A 20,946-nucleotide genomic window follows, 5' to 3' on the forward strand; every position below is an offset into this window, starting at 1 on the left:
TTACCAGTTGAAAATGGGTTTATAGCATACTTTTGCATCATCATAAAGATAGATAAATTGAATGCTATGAACTCAACAACTACTTTAGAAAACTTCTTTTCGGAATGTTACTTGGAATATCGGTCGGTTATTCTGAAATACATTTCTTATCGTATCCCTTATTCCGATGAGGCGGAAGATTTAGCACAGGATGTCTTTGTTCGTTTATGGGAACACCGTGCATTTATTAATCACGATACGGTGCGTTCGTTGCTTTTTACGATTGCCCGTAATATTATCATTGATAGAATCCGCAATTATTATAGAAAAGAAGAGTTTACCTCTTATTATACATATAATATAAAAGGGGTAAAATTGAACACAACCGAGGAGCAGGTGCAGGTACAGGAATTGAATATGCTGCACAGCCAAGTTGTAACTACTCTACCATCCAAACGCCGGAAGATTTATGAATTGAGCTTTTGTCATGAACTAACGGCTCCGAACATAGCTGAGCGACTTGGCTTGTCTATACGTACCGTCGAAGGACAGTTGTTGACAGCTCGTAAATCAATACGTGCTTTCATCAAACGGGAATATTCTGAAGTAGTCTAACTATACAAATAAAGCATATTAACTTTTATAATTAATTTAATATTATGGGAATAAAATCCAGTTTCTTATCTAGTAAAGGAGCTGTCCTGGCCATCGCTATGCTGGTAGGCGGCTCATCAGGTGCGATGCTTCATGCAAATGCATCTGTAGAAGAAGGTTTGATTGTCGCCCAGACAGGACGAATCGTTAAAGGACTTGTTACAGACTTAAATGGGGAACCATTGATAGGTTGTAATGTAGTCATTGTGGGGGCACAGACAGGTGTTATAACTGATCTCGATGGAAAATTTACCATCCAGCTTCCTTCCGGTGCCAAACAGATTAAAGTAAGTTATATCGGGTACAAGGATCAAATTATTAACGTAGAAGGACGTTCGGATGTAAAGATTATGCTGAAAGATGACACCAACGCCCTGGACGAAGTAGTAGTGGTAGGTTACGGTACACAGAAAAAAGCCACGCTGACCGGTTCTATCGAACAAGTAAATAGTAAAGCACTCGAAAGTCGTGCCGTTTCCAATGTTGGTTTGGCATTACAAGGACAAACGCCGGGACTTACGGTGACACGTTCTTCTTCCCGTCCGGGAAACGAAGGTCTGAAATTTCAAATTCGTGGTGTAACTTCTGTCAATGGCGGTGATCCTTTGGTTATCATTGACGGAGTTCCGGCATTGAACGGTTATTCATTTCAAAATATGAATATGGATGACGTAGAGAATATCAGTGTATTGAAAGACGGTGCAGCTTCCATCTACGGTGCTAAGGCAGCTAATGGTGTCATCTTGGTAACTACAAAAAAAGGTAAAGGAAAAGTTAGTGTAGAATATGGTTTCAATATGCGTTTCACAACCAATGGAATCACAGGTTATTCTCCAAGTATGCAACAATATGCTACCATGTGGCTGGAAGCTAATAAGGAAGAATCGATTCCAGACTGGTGGGTATGGGTGAATAAAGAAAATCTGTTGAAGATGCAATCGGGCTATGAGGGAATTTATCACACAGATTCTTATGGAGACATCTTTATTGGAAATGCCAATCGTATTGATGAGATGTTCGCCCGTCGCTATTCATATCAGCATAATCTAAGTATTTCCGGTTCTACGGATAAATCAGATTATCGTATTTCAGCCGAATATGCGGATAATCAGGGGAATCTGGCTACTGCTTATGATGGACAGAAACAGATTAATCTCCGTATGAATTATGGCATTCAATTGGCCAAATGGCTGCGCTTTGAGACAGGAGCCAGCTTGGTGAAAGCGGATACGGAATCTCCCTCTTCCGGTTTGGATGATTCGTTGTTCGGGCAGGAAGCCCCTTTCTTCCCAGCCAAGAATCCTTATGGACAGTGGTATGCGGATTATGGTACGATAGGTGACCGGCAACCGGTAGCTGCTTCTTCGGATGGAGGTCGTGAAATAAAGAACTCTCTCACCACTCGCTTGGATATGAAAGTTATAGCTGACATTTGGAATGGAATAAGTGTTGAAGGTATGGCTTCTTTCCAAAATGAGGAATTTCGTAGTGAACGTTGGGTGATTCCTGTTCAGACGTATGACTGGTTTGGTAATCCGGCAAGTCAGATTGTGACTTCTACTAAACCTTCCCTGGATCCTAAGGATGCGTCCGGTGGAAACCCCGGTTATCGTTCCAAGGCAGAGAACTACTTTTATCAATACTATTCTGCATTATTGAAATACAAAAAGACATTTGCCGAAGTACATAATGTAGCTGCTATGTTTGGTATCAATGCAGAAAAAACACAGGTTAAAAAGCTGGCTGCTGCCCGTCTTGATTTTGAAGATCAGGGAGTGTATGATATAAATGTAGCAGATCCTACCACACAGGCCACGAGCGGAGGGAAATACCAAAATGGTACTTATTCTTTTATTATGAAGCTCAATTATAACTATGCGGAGAAATATTTGTTGGAATTTATGGGACGCCGGGATGGTAATTCTAAGTTTGCCGACGGGTATCGTTTCAAGAATTACTTTTCCGGTTCATTAGGATGGGTGTTTACGGAAGAGAAATTCTTGAAGCCGGTTACTTCTTTTATTAAAATGGATTTCGGAAAAGTCCGTTTGAGTTACGGTAGTTCCGGCAACGATGTAGGTTTGGGTAATTATGATTATGTTTCTACTATTGGTCAGGGAACTGCCATATTCGGTTCGACTCCTTCTATCTATGTGTCTTCATGGCTGAATAACAACGGACTAATCAGTTTGACGCGTACTTGGGAAAAAGTGGAGCAGAAGAATATTGGTGTTGATTTGGGATTCTTTAATAATCGGTTGACATTGAACTGGGATTACTTTATTAAAGAAAACAAAGGTATGCTTTCTAATGTAGGCTATCCGTCTGTATTGGGAGGTAGTGCACCGAAAACAAATAGTGGTCACCTGCGAGTGAGAGGTTGGGAAGTCGTTTTAGGCTGGCGTGACCAAATAAGAGACTTTTCATATTATGCAACTTTCAACTTGAGTGATACCCGCAGTAAACTTCAGGAACTTGAAGGAGCGGATACTTTTAAGGCAGGTAAGAATAATCTGAATGGTTATCCTTTGAATTCCTGGTTCTTGTTTCCGACAGATGGCTTTTTACAGTCGCAAGCTGAAGTCGATGAATATTATGCGAAATATGGAAGTGAAGGTGGCGAGTTGAGTCAGTTGCCTCAAGGGGATAAGAAAGCTCTCCGTCCGGGAGATACCAAAAGAGTCGATTTGAATGGAGACCGGAAAATTTCGGGGGATGGAAGCTCAAAGAGCGACCTTGTCTTTATGGGAGATGCTAATCCACATTTCACTTTCGGATTTAATTTAGGTGGCTCGTGGAAAGGTATTGATTTTAGTGCCTTGTTTCAAGGAGTGGGGAAACAACTCGTTATGAGAACCGGTTGGATGTCCTATCCGTTTGCCGCTCACTTCACCAATCAAAATCCTAACTTTTTAGGAAATACATGGACCGAAAATAATAGAAATGCGGAATTTCCCCGTTTGACGGTATATATGGATCGTGCCAGATGGAACTATCAGAATAATGACTTCATGTTACAGAATAGCCGGTATATTCGTCTCAAATCTTTAGTTGTCGGTTATACATTACCCAAAGTATTGACACAGAAGATAAAATTAGAGAAAGTACGTGTCTTCTTCTCCGGGAATGATTTGTGGGAAGCTACCAGTATAAAGGATGGCTTTGATCCGGAAATCGGTGAAGCATCCGAAAAGGCCGGCTATCCGTTTGCAAGAACGTGGTCATTCGGAGTCAATGTAGGTTTCTAATTCATTAAATTAAACGATTATAATAGAAGTTATATGAAAAAGTTTATATATAATATTTCAGTAATAACGGGACTTCTGTTGGGGATGTCCGGTTGTATGAATGATTTTTTGGACTTGGCACCACAGGATCAAAAAACTGATGCAGTCTTTTTTAAGAAAGCGTCAGATTTTAAAGAGTATACTGCCGGATGCTATGGGCAACTGATGGGATGGAAAGCGCCTTATGGCTCTGCATATGATAATATGGATATTTCTTCCGATTTAATGGTCTATTCAGGTTTCTCTTCGGATTTGGGACATGGGACTATCCGTATTCCTTCTTCTGATGCCCGTTGGGATAAAAATTATGAATTTATACGTACTGCTAATATTCTGTTTGAAAAGGCAAAAGATTATCCGGGTGCTTCTTCGGAGATTACACCTTATTTGGCAGAAGCTTATTTCTTCCGGGGGTATGCATATTTTAATTTGTTGCGCTTCTTCGGAGGAGTACCTGTTCTGCTGAAGGTACTGGATACGAATTCTCCTGAACTTACAGCTCCGCGTAATACCCGCTATGAAGTGGTAAATCAAATTCTGTCGGATTTGCAACAAGCTATTGATGGTCTTCCTATCGAGCAGGAAATTCCCAGCGCGGAGAAAGGACGTCTTAGCAAATGGGCTGCTATGGCATTCAAGGCACGTGTATTGCTTTATGAAGCTACTTGGAGGAAATACAATCAGGCAGAAGGAGAAATCAAGTGTGAAACAGATTTTGAAGGTTCAGCCGGACCGGAGAAAGATCAAATTAATGATTTTCTGGAGGAATCTATAAATCTTTCAAAACGAGTGATAGACAATGGAGGGTATGAGATATGGAATTACAACACAAATGAGAAGATAAAGAATCAGAGTAATATGTATTTATTCAATTTGGAAGGTGCTGACAGTAATCCTGCCGGATTGACAAAGGAAAGCAATAAGGAATTTATTCTGTATGGAGTATATGATGTCGTTTTGCGTCAGGGTGGAATCAATTTAAATCATACAGTTTCGTCACAAGTAAAACCGAGCAGGAAACTAATTGACATGTTCTTGTGTGCAGATGGATTGCCTATTTCTAAATCAACTTTATTTCAAGGATACAAAACAGTACCTGATGAATATAAGAATCGTGACCTTCGTTTGGTAAATTATATTAGTGGCGGAACGGCTCCGGTTAGTTCACCTACTTTGAACTCGGGGACATATCCGGGATATAATTGTGCTAAGTTTGTAACATATGCTTCTCGCAAGGATACAGAAGAATCTGCTAATTATCCGGTGTTGCGCCTGGCAGAAGTGTATCTGAACTATGCAGAAGCGTATTACGAAAGGTATCAGAAAGTGGATGATAGCTGGCTGAAGGGAATTAATGATATTCGAAAACGTGCCGGAGTAGCTTCTTTGACAGCGAAGTTGATTGCCGATAACCAGTTGGACCCTTTGACTGAAATTAGGCGCGAACGTACTCTTGAACTTTTTATGGAAGGTTTCCGCTTTGATGATTTAAAGCGTTGGGGCATTGCGGAGAAAGAATTGAATGCTTCACGTTGCGGTGCTGTGGTAGGCGACAGTAATTATCCGACTGAGTACATTAATTCGGATGGCAAACCTACTTCCAAGTATACACAAAACGTATATCCTTATGGAGAAGAAGAGGTGGAAATAGAAACTGCTAAATGGGGAAAGAAGAAATATAAATGTGTCGTTATTGATGGTATTTCCAGTTTTCATTTCTCAAAGAAGCATTATTTGTTCCCGATTCCGCAAACACAGATAGATCGGAATCCGAATTTGAAACAGAATCCCGGGTATAATTAATTCATCGAACTTAATCTTTTAGAATTATGAAACAGTTTTATATGAAATATAGTTGCCTTCTTCTATTAGTAGGTATCATGGCTTTCTTGGCAGGATGTGAAGAGGAGGACGGCAAATTCAAACAATATGTATATCCCATGCCCGAGGTGACAAGTATGACTCCCGGCAGTGGCTATGCTCATACGCGTGTTACTATTTTCGGTACGAATTTTGGTGATCAGCCCAAAGCCGTAAAAGTGTATTTCGGAGGAATCCTGGCAGACAATATTCTTTCTTGTAAAAACAATAGGATTGTGCTGGAGGTTCCGGAAAAGGCATTGAGTGGAGATGTCTCTTTACAAGTATGGACCAATACGATTGAGAAGATTGGCACATATACAATACTTCCGTTGCCAACGGTTACATCTTTGACTTCTAACAATATGGAATTTGGTTCTGATGCTGCTGTTCCTGGAGATATAGTTACGATTATTGGAACAGGTTTCGGTACGGATTGGAGTCATGTAACTGTAGATTTTAATGGAACAGCTGTTACCAGTGGAGATTTGGAAGATACGCAAATAAAAGTGGAAGTTCCTGAAGGCTATCAATCGGGTGTGGTCACTGTAACTGTCAATGGGCATACTCTGGTTGCCGGAACATTGCTGAATCCACATTCTAAAGGCGATATTACATTTGCTTATCTGAAAAACTTTAAGCAGCCTTTTGCCACCGACCCCAATATGACTGAAGGAATGAAAGGTAGTGATAATAAATGGAGATTACCGGCTGATTGGATAGTAAATGAAGCGGCCCGTAGTTCGAAGAATGCAGGTGCAAGTGAATTCTGTAGCGGACTTCATTTTGGTGAAGATGCCGTTAATGGAGAATTGATTCTGCAAGCCGGTTGGGGCTCAAATACGTTTACGAATGGTAAAATGTATCAAACAACATCAGGCTTACTGCCTGCTGGACGTTATCGGTTAACATTGGAATTGAAATCACATGAATTAAAAGGAACTTCTGTAATGTACTTTGCAGCAGTGAAAGGGGAAGATATGCCGGATGTAACTGAAATACCGAGTCATGCGGAGGTTGTCGGAAAATGGCAATTTGCTGGAAGTGGAAAAGCTACTGAATCCTTTGAATTTGTATTGGGCGAAAGTTCAAAAGTTACTCTCGGTTTTGTTGGTTCATTCTCATCTAACGAAAGTTACTTCAGAGCTACCGAAATTAAATTGGAATTATTGTGATAAAAACAGAAAGAAATCATGAAGAATTTATATAATATTATACTACCTTTCTTGTTTTCGTTGTTACTAGTTGCTTGTGGTGACGATGGAGATGAAATCGTGAATCTGAAACAAGAAGATCCGGCGATAACCGTGACAAGTATCTCTCCTGTGTGCGGCTATATAGGGGAAGAATTGACCATTATGGGGAAGGACTTTGGCATTTCTCCGGAATTAGTAAAGGTCTTTGTTGGTACCAGCCAGTTTTATATCCTTTCGTGTGAAGACGAAGAAATTCGGGTGAAAGTGCCTGACGGTGCAACTACCGGAAGAGTTTCTGTCGAAATTATGGGAGAAGCCGTGAATACTGAACTGGTATATACCGTGCTTGGGCAACCGAGTGTGACGAAAGTATCCCCTGCTTACGGTTTTGTAGGTGATGAAATAACAATTGAAGGAGATAACTTCGGAACAATAAAGGACGCAGTCAAACTGTTGTTTGGTAATTCGGAGATTGCAGCACAGGTCATTTTATGTGAAAATCAGAAGATTGTAGTGAAAGTACCGGAAGATGCAACATCAGGAAGTATTTCTTTAACGATTTCTAAGCAGACGGTAAATGTTGATCCTGCAGGATTTGAAGGCTTTAAGGTCGTTGAGAGAGCTACGTTAGCCTCTATTTTTCCGGCGAGTGCCTCCCGCGGTTGTGAAGTAACTCTCAAGGGTACTAATTTCGGAAGTTCTAAAGAGAATGTGAAAGTATTCTTCGGAGATGCAACAGAGTCGGCAGAGATTCTTTCATGCACTAACGAAGAGATTGTAGCAAAAGTTCCATTTGGCATAACAATAGAAGAAACACAAGTTTCTGTCGCAACACAATATGAAAGAGTTGAAACGGCACTGGATTTTACCGTTCTTCCCGATCCTGTTGTTACTAATATTCCGACTAGCACATATGCCGGACGTCAGATAACCATTACCGGACAGTATTTCGTAACTTCAAAAGAGGATATTAAAGTGTTCTTTGGTAATATGAAAGAATCCGCAGAGATAATCTCTTGTACCAATACAGAAATTGTAGTGAAATTGCCGACTGATGGACTTATAGGGAAAGTTACCATATCTCTGCAAATATTGGGATTGTCTGTCAATATGGGAAATTACGAAGAAATAACGATTCTTGAAGCGCCGGTTGTTAAAACTGTAAAATCAACGAATGTTTTGAGCCAGAATAATAAATCTGCTAAGGTTCCATTTATGAAAGGTGATAATGTGATATTGACAGGAACAGGATTTGGCACTGATAAAGATGTAGTAAAGGTATTATTTAATGATACTGAAGTAACCCCTGTTTCCGTGAACGCTACAGAGGTTATAGCAACAATTCCTGAAGGTTTTAGTGCTGGGATAGTGAAACTCAAATATACATCTTTTGACGAGCCGTTTGTCGGAGCAGAGTTGCAACAAGTGAAAGCCGGTGATGAAGTAACAGAATATATTTTAAGAAATTATAAACAACCGTTTGAATCGGAAAAGGGAATAACGAATGGTTGGGATAAGCCTAAGTATTGGGAGGTAAATTCAGCGTCTCAAAATTACAAAATACCAACGTATCCCAGTCCTAGTGGATTCTATATAAATCCTAATAATCAATATAGTGGCGGGGTATTGGCTATGCAGGCTGGATGGAATGATCATAATGCAATGACGGATGCTAAAATGTGGCAAACGGCTTCTCTTCCAGCCGGTGATTACAATGTGGAGCTGGTGATAGAAGAATCTTTCCTTGAAACTTCAGCCAGAAGAATGTATTGTATTGTAAATGCAGGTATGAACGAAAATGCCATTCCTAGTGCAACAGATGAGGCTATCAATGAAAATACAGTAAAAGGCTTTGTAAAGTTTGAAAATAAAAAGACTGTAAGAAATGTGCAGAACTTTAATGTTAAATTAGACCAAGGTGGTACTGTAGTCTTTGGCTTTGCCGCTAGTTTTGATAATAATGCCTGTGGTAAAATATCATCGATAAAGATAACTATGCAATAAGATTTATTTAAGTAATGCAGCTTGAAACACTGCATTACTTGATAATTTGTTTTACTAATAAAGAATGAAGAATATGAAAAAGATATATTATTTATTATCAATCTCTCTTTTACCCTTGTTCTCATCTTGTGGTGACGATATTGATCCGATTGAAAGAGAATATTTTAATGTAGAATGGGATACATCCATACCAATAAAAGATGTATCTGAACCTATGCGTCATCCCGGTTTGTTTATGGAAGCGGATTATCAAAGAGGGCGGGAAAATATAGCGTCCGGTCAGGCTCCGTTTATTACTATGTGGGATAATTTGAATTCTCAATGTGATTTGAATATAAAGCCCAATCCTACGGTAAAGATTATTCGTGATGGTAATAAGCCGGAGGAACCTGAACCTACAAACTTCCAGAATGCGAATTATCAAGTGACTGCCGCTTATAATATGGCTTTGCGGTGGAGATTGACTTCGGAAGATAAAAAAGAAGAAGCCAAACCATATGCGGATAAAGCTGTTGAAATTCTGAATGCTTGGGCAAGAGTGTGCGAAAGAGTCTCAGGTGATCCTAACTATGCATTGGCTGCCGGATTGACTGGTGCACAGTTCTCTATGGCCGGAGAGGTATTGCGCGGATATGAAGGATGGGCGGAAGCTGATTTCAAGAAATATCAGGAATGGGTAGTGAAAGTATTTGCCGATGCGAATAGTAATTATTTAAAGGTTCATATGGGTAGCGAACCGTTACATTATTGGGCTAACTGGGATTTATGTAATCTATGTTCTATGATGGCAGCGGGTATTTTAGCCGATCGTCGTGATATCTATAATGAAGCAATTCGTTATTTGCTTAATGGAATAGGGAATGGTCGTTTGACACGAGCTATTAATCATGTTTTTACAGGCGAATATGCTAATTTTGCCCAATTGCAGGAAAGTGGACGTGATCAAGGACATGCTACGTTGGTTATTGGATTGTTAGGACAAATAAGTCAGTTGGCATGGACGCAAGGAGATGATATTTACGGATATAATGATAATCAATTCTTGAAAGCATGTGAATATACTTCCTGCTATAATGTAGCTCGATTGGATGTACCATTTGAACGTTATTATTATAAACAGAACTGGACGGATGGTTATTGGCTGGAAGAAGTCAGTTCTGATGCAAGGGGAAATAATAGGCATATGTGGGATATGCCCTATTACCATTATACAAAAATAAAACATGCAACTGAAGCGCAAACTAAATATACCTATATGGGCTATAAGTCAAAAGCTGCCGAAAAAGATAATGATAATGACTTAATTGGCTATTCGGCATTGATGTTTGGTGTTTCGTTTTAGTCACTATAAAGAATAGAGAATAGAGATGCTTGTTTCATGCATTATGAGATAAGCATCTTCATGTTAAAATATAGTTCGTTTTAAATATACCTATATGGGCTATAAGTCAAAAGTTGTTGAGAAAGACAATGATAGTGACTTATCTGGCTTTTATAAATAATTAAATGATTATGAGAAGTCTTTTATGGTGTCTCTTTCTTGCTTTTATGGAAACCTTTCCGGCTGTCGCGCAAGAACTAAATAAAGAATGGGGAGATTGGAAAGAATTTGGAGATATGGGCGGACGGTACCTATCAGAACCCTATCATACCATCTGATTATAGTGATATTGATTGCATTCGTGTGGGTGATGATTATTATGCCATATCTTCAACATTTCAATTTTCTCCCGGCATGACAATTTTGCATTCCAAGGATCTCGTAAACTGGGAATTGTGTGGGCATGCGATAACGGATTTGACACAAATAAGTCCTGCCCTAAACTGGACACACATGAATCGGTATGGTAGAGGAGTATGGGCAGGTACACTTAGATTCCATGATGGACGTTTTTATTTGTTTTTCGGTACACCGGACGAAGGCTTTTTCATGACTTCCGCTTCACAAGTGGAAGGTCCGTGGGAACCATTGACACCATTACTGCAAGAAGCCGGATGGGATGACTGTTCGGTGATGTGGGATAGTGATGGAAAGGCTTGTTTTATAGGAACACACTTTGCTGATGGTTACAAGACATATTTGTTTAATATGTCGGTGGATGGGAAACGGATTGACCGTAAATCAGCTGTACTTGTCAATTCCGGCAGTGGCAGGGAAGCTAGTAAACTAATCAAAGTAGGGGCTTGGTATTATCTTGTATTCAGCGAGTATAAACCAGGGATAGGTCGTTATGTTCTTGCTAAACGTTCCAAGAATATGATGGGACCTTATACCGAAGAGAAGCAACTGGCATTGCCTTCTTGCGAAGCGATGGAGCCCAATCAAGGCGGCATTGTTCAGGGAAAAGATAGCCAATGGTATTTTCTTACCCATCATGGCACAGGTGATTGGAGTGGCAGGGTGGTAAGTTTACTACCCATCACATGGATAGATGATTGGCCTATCATAGGTAAAGTACTTCCGCAAGGAATCGGAAATATGGTGTGGGGTGGTAGATTACCTTCTACGGACGGGAGTACTTTCAAACTTCAGCGTAGTGATGATTTTGACAATTGCCACCTGGACTTTCAGTGGCAATGGAATTATCAGCCGAGAGTTGAAATGTTTTCACTAATCGAACGCCCTGGTTGGTTGAGGCTGAAGGCTTTTCACCCATTACAGTCTGATAGGCTGATGTATGCTGGCAATACGTTGACACAACGCTGTTTTAGAAAATCAAACAATGAAGTTGTGATTAAAATGGATGTGACTGCGATGACCGACGGACAAAAAAGCGGATTGTGCCATTTTTCAGCTCAGCATGCGGCGCTTGGCATAGTGAAAGATAAAGGCACTTGCTATTTGGAATATAGAAAAAACGATACTATAGTACGTGGTCCTGCGCTTTTGACCTCTTTTATTTGGTTAAAATCACGATGGGGATTAAATGGTAGTTCTCAATTCTATTTTAGTACTGATGGTGATAATTTTACTTCTTTCGGTGGGTCTTACCAGCTGACTTGGGGATATTATCGGGGGGATCGTCTTGGTATTTATTGTTTTAATGAGCAACAGGAAACAGGGTTTGTGGACATTGATTATTTTCATTACCGATAAAATCATTTAGTGTGATTTAGGTTTAAGTATACTTTTGAATAAACAAGATAGAAACTTTCAATAAAACCATAAAATAACATGAAAACGAAATCTCTTTTATTATCCTTTCTGGCAATAACTTTTTTTATTGTCCATGTAAATTCTCAGAATGTACAGCAAATACCAAATGGGATAAAAAGTACTACCCAAAGTATGGATATACAGATAAGTTTTTGCTCACCCCGCACCGTTCGTGTATATAAAACCCCAGAAGGCAGCAGCTTCCTGAAAGAGAGCTTATCTGTAATTAAAACCCCTGAAAACACAGATGTGTCAATGAAACAACAGGGCGATATTGTTACCCTGAAAAGTTCTGCCTTACAGGTTAATTATAATGCAAAAACAGGAAAAGTATCATTTTCCGATTTAGCAGGAAAAAATCTGTTCACCGAGAAAGATTACGGCACACAGTTTATCCCGTTCGATGATGCCGGCAATAAAACATTCAGTGTTCGTCAGGCCTTTCTTTTAGATAAAGACGAAGCCATCTATGGTTTAGGGCAACAACAGGTAGAACGTTTGAACCAACGCAATCATAAACACTTTATGCGCCAGCGTGCGTTATTCGCAAGTGTTCCCATTATTCAGTCAACAAAAGGTTATGGAGTATTTTGGGACAATTATTCACCTACTACGTATACTGATAATCCACAGGAAATGTCATTCGATTCAGAAGTAGGAGAGTGCATGGACTACTATTTTATGTATGGAGAAAACGCCGATGGTGTAATCGCCGAAATACGCGATTTGATAGGGCAATCGCCTATGTATCCGCTTTGGACATTCGGTTTCTGGCAATCGAGAGAACGATATAAGTCGCAAAGGGAGATAATGGAAGTTGTGGACAAATACAGGCAGTTAGGAATACCCCTCGATGGCATTATTCAAGATTGGCAATATTGGGGGCCAAATACAAATTGGAACTCCATGAACTTTGATAATCCTGAATTTCCTGAACCGCAAAAGATGATCGAGCATATAAAGGGTAAAAATGCGAAAATCATGATCTCAATCTGGGCTTCATTCGGACCAAATACGAAACAATATAAGGAACTGGAAAAAATAAAGGCTTTATTCAACTTTACAACATGGCCAGCTTCCAGTGTAGATAGCTGGCCGCCGGATATGACCAAACCTTCAGGCGTAAAGCCCTATGATGCGTACAACGAAAAAGCACGTGATATCTATTGGAAACACCTGAACAGAGGGCTATTCTCGAAAGGAATTGATGCCTGGTGGACAGACTCAACCGAACCAGATCATCTTGACGTAAAAGAAAGCGATTTCGATATACCAACCGCACTGGGAACATACCGCAGCGTAGTGAATGCTTTCCCGTTAATGACAAACAAAGGTATATATGAGCACCAACGTGCGACGACTTCGGATAAACGTGTATATCTCTTAACTCGGTGTGCTTTTGCCGGACAGCAACGCTATGCCGCCAATACATGGTCGGGTGATGTGGTTGCCACATGGAATGTTTTTAAGAAGCAGATTCCCACAGGACTGAATTTTTCACTTTCAGGCATTCCTTACTGGAATACAGACATAGGAGGTTTCTTTAATGGAGAATATACGGGGGAAGCTACAAATAAAGCTTATCATGAACTATATACTCGTTGGTTCCAATACGGGACATTCCTGCCCATGCAACGCTCACACGGGAGTGGAGTGAAAAAAGAGATTTATAATTTAGGTAAAAAAGGCGATTGGGTATACGATACCGAAGAGAAATACATACACCTTCGCTACGCTTTACTTCCTTATCTATATTCAACAGGATGGCAAGTGACCAGCAACGCAGGTTCATTCCTTCGTGCTTTGTTTATGGACTTCAATGAAGACAAAAACGTGCATGATATCAGCACCCAGTACATGTTCGGCAAGGCATTCCTGGTTATACCTGTAACAGAACCGATGTATGTTTTTTCCAACAATAATAAATGGGCAGAGCCTTATGAAAACTTCAACAAAACAGGAACACAAAAGGTGTATTTGCCCCAAGGCACAACATGGTTTGATTTCTGGACTGGCGAAACATTTAACGGCGGTCAAACTATAACAAAGGATGTACCTATCGATATCATTCCTTTATATGTTCGGGCAGGTTCTATTATACCTTTCGGCCCGAAAGTACAATATTCCACCGAAAAGAAATGGGATAACCTGGAGGTTCGTATCTATCCTGGCGCTAATGGGGAATTTGTTTTATACGAAGATGAGAATGATAACTATAACTACGAAAAAGGGATATATTCTACGATTAAATTCAACTGGAATGATTCAGACCGAACTTTGACTATTTCGGACAGAGAAGGCAAATATCCCGGAATGTTGAACAATCGTAAATTTAATGTTGTAATTGTAGATACTAAGAATGGGATAGGAGATACATTTCATGCGAATACAGGGAAAAGTGTTTCGTATAACGGAAAAGCTAAAACCTTTAAGTTCTAAATAATATTCATTACCCCAATCTTACTCTCAAAAAACAAAGAAACTTCCGACCATGATGGCTATTTATTTGCCTACATTGAAGGTTCGGGCAATCTTTTGAGACAAGAACAATTGCGATAAAGGAAATACCAGATAGAGAATAAAGATGCCTGTTTCATGTATTATGAGATAGGTATCTTATTTTTGTGTAATCGTGCTAAAATAGTATATTTGCGTAGATAATGCTATGAATTAATAAATATGATACACAGGAAAATTGCCTTTATTATTGTATGGATAGAGCTTTTATCAGTTTGTATAGTTACAATACAGGCGCAACGCCATAACTTTGTACACCCCGGCATCACCTATACTCAAGGTGATTTAGACCGGATGAAAGCTATGGTCGAAGCGAAACAGGAACTTTATTATTCTACTTTCCTGAAATTAAAAGAATCTTCTTATTCTTCACTCAATACAGAAGTTATAAATCGGGGAGAACAAATAAGAGAAGGACGTTTTAACGCTACTATTGGAGTAGATGGCAGGCGGGCGCATGACTTAGCTTTGTTTTGGCACCTGACGGGTGATGAGGCTTATGCCCGTAAAGCGGTCGAGTATCTCAATGCTAATTCTTATTATACCAACACAAGTAGTCGTGGAACAGGACCGTTAGATAATGGAAAAATATATCTTTTAATTGATGCCGCCGAATTAATGCGTGATTATTCCGGTTGGAAAACAGAAGACCAGCAGCGTTTTAAGAATATGTTAGTCTATCCCGGATATAGCAATACAGAATACATCTCTTCCAAATACGCAAATTATTGGGATGATTCAAAGAATGGAGTTACATTCTATTGGAATATTTATAATTTTGATGCCGCAAGGTTTGGTAATCAAGGACTTTTCGCTGCTCGTGGAATGATGGCAATGGGCATTTATTTAGATAACGAAGTAATGTATGACCGTGCTTATCGTTATTTATTGGGAATGGAACATCGCCCGGATGATTTACCTTACCCTTCAGGTCCCTCGGTCACCAGCAAAGAACCGATTAAGAAATCACCGACTATTCTTGATTATAAATTGGAAGGAAGAGAAAACAAAATTTCAGATTATGGATACGATGAACAACTACAGTATTATATCTATCCGAACGGACAATGCCAAGAATCCAGTCGTGACCAGGGGCATGTACTGGCAGGAATTCACAATTACGTAGCTATCGCAGAAATGGCCTGGAATCAGGGAGACTCTTTGTATAGCTGTCTCAATAACCGGATACTTTCAGGCTTAGAATGGAACTATCGTTATAACCTCTCAAAAGTCCAGGCATATGAAGAACAGAAAGAACCTTGGGAACCGACAGGTTATAGCAAGAATCCGAATAAGGTTAGCTTTGAAAACGGAAAGTTTCTTCAGATAAAAAGCCGTAGCGGACGTTGGGAATCAATAGCCGTATCTCCTCACGGACGTGGAGACGTAGCAGGTAGTGGCGGAACCCGTGAAATGGCATTGGCGCATTATGCAGTACGTGCCGGATTGCCGACAAACGATTATACCTGGCTGAAACGTTACCGTGACTATATGATAGAGCATCACGGTTGTGAAAATTGGGGGATAGCCCCCAACTGGTTTTATGAATGGACGGGATGGGGAACATTAACCAAACGGTTGACTCCCTGGATGGCAGGCGATCCCGTTTCCTTTTCTACAGGAAAGCGTGTCTCAGGAATACATTCACTGCCTTGTGAGATTATCGCTGCCGATTACGACTATTACTGTCTTGCGGAAGACCCCGAAGGACATACCTATCACAACGTAGGAAAGAAACGTGGAAACGAATACAGGCCTGACGGAGCGATAGAGCTACGAAAAGAAGGAGAGGGTTATGTCATTACTCAGATAGAAGATGGAGAATGGATGAATTATACCGTAAGTGTTCCTGCAGATGGAATCTATACTGTTTATATCGTCTATCAATCGAAGGGAAATTCTCTATTGTCCGTAGCTTCTGATTCGGGAGTGAAAACAGAAACAATGCAATTACCTCGCTCCGGACAATGGACGGAAAGAGAAACAGGAAAATTCACTCTTTCCGCAGGAGCCTGTGTACTTCGCTTGCAGATAGAGAAAGCCGGAGAAAAACTTGAAATTCAGAAAATAATAGTAAAACAGGATAAGGGGATTTGATTTTTCGTTCGTACTAATAATAGTACTACAAAAAAAGATGGCCATGAAAATTCGAATATGTTTGTTAATCATATTAGGAGGATTATTGTATCCGGGTTATATTAGCTCGCAGGAATCCCCTTATGTATTCCGTCAGATTGGAGTTGTCGAAGGATTACCGGATAACTATGTAAAAAGCGTTTTCCCCATTCCCGACGGACGTATCGGTGTGCGAAGTACTGTGCTGCTAAGTCTGTATGATGGTGCGAACTATTCAAATTTCCCTTTCAATATTCATGGTGAATACTCGATAGCATATAACCATATTATTCCCGAACAATATATCGACGCCGATAAACGTTTGTGGATGAAAGAACGCAAGAGCCTGCGTGTCTTCGACTTGGCTACTGAACAATATATCTATAATGTAGATTCCCTATTCCAACAATTCGGCTTAAGGGATAAAGTAGAAGATATGATAATTGATTCCGAAAAACACTATTGGTTTCTTACACCGGGCTCCTCTGTCTATATGTACGATGCAGAAACAAAATCAATAGAGCAGGTTTGCAGGAATGATGAGTTTATGGAATATTATGGAGGATTGCTCGGAGTGGAAAGTCATGGAAAATACAGTTGGATGGTTCATCAGAAAGGGGCTATCCGTTGCTATGATTTGGAAAAGAAACGCTTTGTGCAGCAACTTGATTTCCTGAAAGACCAATTGAAACCGGATGACCGTGTGATTCTGAAGATACTCGATAATGGTGACTTTTGGCTGATGTGGGATCGTGGAGTAGGTTACTATGATGTCTACAATAAAAAATGGAACCAAATCTCTGGTATCCAACTCGGACACTATTCATGGCTTACTTCTATGGACGTCGACAAGGGTGGAAATGCATGGGTAGGAACTGTTATAGACGGATTCTATGTCATTGATATGCATAATTTCTCTGTAACCCGGACGCTGGACATTCCCTTATTATCAGGTAACACAGTACGCAACGGTATTCAGAGCATCTATTGCGACCGGGAAAATAATTCTGTTTGGATAGGACTCTACAATCAGGGAATGTGCTATTATCATCCTAGCATGAATAAAATAGTGCTATACAATAAAAAGATGATTCATGGCGACTGGAAAGGAGACGAAATCCGCTGTATGCTCGAAACGTCCAAAGGAGAAATCCTGATGGGTACTACGCAGGGTGTCTATCGTTATGCCCCCGAGACTAAGAGCATGAATAGATTCTATAATGAATTTAGTCAGAAGAATTGCCGTGTACTCTATGAAGATAGCAAGAAGCGAATTTGGGTAGGGACATACCACGATGGACTATACTGCATAGATCATGGAAAAGTACGTTCGTATGATTATCCCGATACGGATTATCAGAATGAACTGGACTTCAGTAATATCCGTGTCATGGTCGAAGACCCTTCCGGGCGGTTATGGGTGAGTATATATGGCGGTGTAGGACTGTTTAATCCCGAAAACGGACAAATAAACTTATTGTCCGAACAGTTTCCCGAATTAAAGAAATACAAGGTAGCCAATGCATTGGCCATAGATAACCAATCCCGGTTAGTCGTAGGAAGTGATAACGGACTTTACATTTACGACCCTGCAAAGAATAAAATATGGATTCCCGAACAGGATGGTCAGGCCAATTCAATTTTCAACCAGGGAAGTATCAAATACAACCAAATCTTGAAAGACCATGAAGGTACTTTATGGTTTGCCACTCAATATGGTTTGAATGTCTTGACTCACAATGGTCAAAGTTACACATTAGGCAAAGAAGAAGGACTGTCCAAAGCCATTCTGAATGTAGTGGAAGATAAAAACCATGATATCTGGATCTCGACAGTCACTTCTATTTATAAGATAAAAGTAGACAGGAGAGCTGATAAATACAGTTTCCATGTGATAAGTTGCCTGTCGGAAGATGAAATCCGTCAGGATGATTTATATAGTTTTCCTTCGTTAATGACTCGGGACAATCAGCTTTTCTTAGGACTGATGAACGGCTTTATCGCTTTCTCACCGGAGAATATGATAGATAATCAATGTCTTAACCGCCCCTTGTTCACCTCATTCCGTCTGTTTAATGTTCCGGTTGTTTCGGGCGAAACATATAACGGCCGTGTCTTATTTGACAAAGCATTGAGCTATTCGGACGAAGTACAATTAAAATATGATGAAAATTATATAACGCTCGAATTCTCCGGTCTAAACTTCCCCAATCCCTCTCAAACTTCTTTCCGTTACCAACTCGAAGGATTTGATAAGGAATGGACAGAAACCCTTTTCGAGAACGGGCAAGGACGCGTTGTCTATAATAATCTCCCTTCGGGCGAATACATCTTCCGTGTATCTGCTGCCGGAAATGACCGGATATGGGGACCGGAATCTGCATTCAAAATAATGATTCATCCCCCGTTCTGGGATACATTGACCGCCCGCATCCTCTATGCGATAATCGGTCTTTTCTTAATCTTCGGGCTAATCTATACCATCAACCGTCGCAACCGGCAAAAGATGATTCGTATGCAGGAAGAAGAAGCGCTGAAACAGAAAGAAGAGCTGGATCAGATGAAATTCCGTTTCTTCACGAATATAAGCCATGAACTCCGTACTCCGTTGACGTTGATTATCACTCCATTGGATATGATGATACGTCGATTGACAGACGATGCGATGAAAAAACAACTGAATACCATCTATAAGAACGCTCAAAACCTATTGTCACTGGTGAATCAACTACTCGATTTCCGCAAACTGGAAATGAAAGGAGAGAGGTTACACCTGATGAACGGCGATATGGAAGAATTTATCGTTTCTGCCTACACCAACTTCATGCCGATGGCAGTAGAGAAACATCTTAATTTCGTGAACCAGTCGGAACACAGGGCACTCTATATGTTCTTTGACCGTGACAAGGTGCATAAGATTGTGAATAACCTTCTGTCCAACGCCTTTAAATATACCCCGGAAGGAGGTACAGTAAACTTACTGCTTGCAGCGGAAGAGATCGAAGGAAGAAACTACGTAAGAATATCCGTATCCGACACCGGCATCGGAATATCCGAATCAGATCTTCCGTATATCTTTGACCGTTTCTATCAGGTAGGAAATGAAGGAGACGAAAAAATAGGCAGTGGCATCGGACTCCATTTAGTGAGGGAATACGTAAATATACATGGCGGTCGCATTAAAGTAGACAGCCAGATAGATCGCGGATCGGTATTTACCATTTGGCTACCGATGGATTTGAAACCGGAACCGGACGAACTACCGGAAGAAATCATCGGAACGGAAACACCGGAACCGGATACAAAAGAGAAGGAAACTACTGAATCCACAGTCGATGATAATCTGAAGAAACTGCTGTTGGTAGAAGATAATCAGGAATTCCGCACTTTCCTGAAAGAACAGTTGGAAGATTTCTATCAGATTATTGAAGCGGCGGACGGCGAGGAAGGAGAGCGGAAAGCGATAGAGGAAAATCCGAACCTGATTATCAGCGACATAATGATGCCGAAAGTAGACGGCATCGAACTCTGTCGCCGAATCAAGACGAATGTGCAGACTTCCCATATACCTGTCATATTATTGACAGCCCGCACCGCCGATGATATTAAGATTAACAGCTATGAAGTAGGAGCAGACTCTTATATGTCGAAACCCTTCAACTTTGATATGCTTATGGTGCGTATTGAAAAACTGATAGAACAACAGGAGAAGAGAAAACAGGAATTCCGTAAGAACATAGAAGTAAATCCGAGCGCCATCACCATCACTTCAGTGGATGAACAACTCATACAAAAGTGCCTGGAATACATAGAGAAGAACATGGACAACCCGGAATATGGTGTAGAAGAGTTGAGTGGCGACCTAGGCATGGTGCGTATGAGCCTTTACCGCAAGTTGCAATCCATCACCGGACACACGCCGACTGACTTTATCCGCAGCATCCGTTTGAAACGGGCGGCACAATTATTGCAAGGAAGCCAATTGCCGATTGTTGAAATAGCGAACCGGGTAGGATTCAGTTCTCCCAGCTATTTCGCGAAGTGCTTTAGAGAAATGTTCGGGATGTTACCCAAGCAATATGCGGAGGAATCAGGAAGAAAAGAATGACATTGTGCTTGTGTTTATAGTTTAATTATTACATTTGCGCTGAATTAGTGAGATAATTATAAAATCTTG

Annotated in this window: 11 protein-coding genes; all 11 read left to right on the plus strand. The window is 40.4% G+C overall.

All coding sequences use genetic code 11. The features are described 5' to 3' along the window. Positions 1-66 precede the first annotated feature (66 nt). The 11 genes from HC965_RS11345 (at position 67) to HC965_RS11390 (ending at position 20,877) form a co-directional block, all read left to right on the plus strand. A complete protein-coding gene (locus HC965_RS11345) occupies positions 67-594 on the plus strand; it encodes a sigma-70 family RNA polymerase sigma factor (protein ID WP_191031554.1) in 528 nt (175 codons plus the stop codon). A 44-nt stretch (positions 595-638) separates the two neighbouring features. Next, positions 639-3,881, plus strand: coding sequence for a TonB-dependent receptor (locus tag HC965_RS11350; RefSeq protein ID WP_191031555.1), 3,243 nt, complete (start codon positions 639-641; stop codon positions 3,879-3,881). Positions 3,882-3,914: 33 nt separating this feature from the next. After that, a complete protein-coding gene (locus HC965_RS11355; protein ID WP_191031556.1) occupies positions 3,915-5,723 on the plus strand; it encodes a RagB/SusD family nutrient uptake outer membrane protein in 1,809 nt (602 codons plus the stop codon). 26 nt (positions 5,724-5,749) lie between these two features. Next, positions 5,750-6,955, plus strand: a complete 1,206-nt coding sequence (locus tag HC965_RS11360; protein ID WP_191031557.1) for a DUF5013 domain-containing protein — start codon at positions 5,750-5,752, stop codon at positions 6,953-6,955. Positions 6,956-6,973: 18 nt separating this feature from the next. Beyond that, the gene (locus tag HC965_RS11365; RefSeq protein ID WP_191031558.1) at positions 6,974-8,980 is read left to right on the plus strand and encodes an IPT/TIG domain-containing protein; all 2,007 of its coding nucleotides are present in this window, start codon (positions 6,974-6,976) and stop codon (positions 8,978-8,980) included. 73 nt (positions 8,981-9,053) lie between these two features. Beyond that, on the plus strand, positions 9,054-10,322 hold the full coding sequence (locus HC965_RS11370) for an alginate lyase family protein (protein ID WP_191031559.1): 1,269 nt from the start codon (positions 9,054-9,056) through the stop codon (positions 10,320-10,322). 170 nt (positions 10,323-10,492) lie between these two features. Further along, a complete protein-coding gene (locus tag HC965_RS26675; protein WP_223854835.1) occupies positions 10,493-10,639 on the plus strand; it encodes a hypothetical protein in 147 nt (48 codons plus the stop codon). A 25-nt stretch (positions 10,640-10,664) separates the two neighbouring features. Further along, entirely contained in the window at positions 10,665-12,077 is a 1,413-nt protein-coding gene (locus tag HC965_RS11375) for a glycoside hydrolase 43 family protein (RefSeq protein ID WP_370539979.1), read from the plus strand. A gap of 78 nt (positions 12,078-12,155) precedes the next feature. Beyond that, entirely contained in the window at positions 12,156-14,576 is a 2,421-nt protein-coding gene (locus HC965_RS11380) for a TIM-barrel domain-containing protein (protein WP_191031560.1), read from the plus strand. Positions 14,577-14,816: 240 nt separating this feature from the next. After that, on the plus strand, positions 14,817-16,751 hold the full coding sequence (locus HC965_RS11385; protein ID WP_191031561.1) for a carbohydrate-binding protein: 1,935 nt from the start codon (positions 14,817-14,819) through the stop codon (positions 16,749-16,751). A 43-nt stretch (positions 16,752-16,794) separates the two neighbouring features. Continuing rightward, positions 16,795-20,877, plus strand: a complete 4,083-nt coding sequence (locus HC965_RS11390; RefSeq protein ID WP_191031562.1) for an ATP-binding protein — start codon at positions 16,795-16,797, stop codon at positions 20,875-20,877. The last annotated feature ends 69 nt before the right edge of the window (positions 20,878-20,946 follow it).

This window comes from Bacteroides sp. GM023, from assembly GCF_014750685.1.
Lineage (GTDB): Bacteria > Bacteroidota > Bacteroidia > Bacteroidales > Bacteroidaceae > Bacteroides.